At 45.1% G+C, this 255-nt stretch carries 1 protein-coding gene; it reads left to right on the top strand.

The window, feature by feature from the left end:
* Window positions 1–255, top strand: a 255-nt coding sequence (locus ACZ3GY_RS24445) for a hypothetical protein (protein ID WP_465912383.1), incomplete at both ends; no start/stop codon positions are given.

The raw sequence follows: 255 nt of genomic DNA, 5'->3' as shown, positions 1-255 counted from the left end.
ACTTTATCTTGACAGCACATATGATGCTTCAGTATATCCTGCATCTGCATTTGATTGCGTAGCCGGAAACATCACTCCTCAGGTTACTACTACCGTGCCTACAGATGCTACTCACCACGTAAACGCGATCGGTGTGTATCATACTACCTGGACTGCTACTAACCCTAACAATGGCAACACAGCATCTCATACTCAAATAGTGATCGTGGCTGCTAAACCTATTGCACGTATCGCATATGTAGCAAAGAGCTGCAC

This window comes from Pseudomonas sp. PME37.24/006 (genome assembly GCF_055556635.1).
This window is presented reverse-complemented; position numbering and strand designations above follow the sequence as displayed.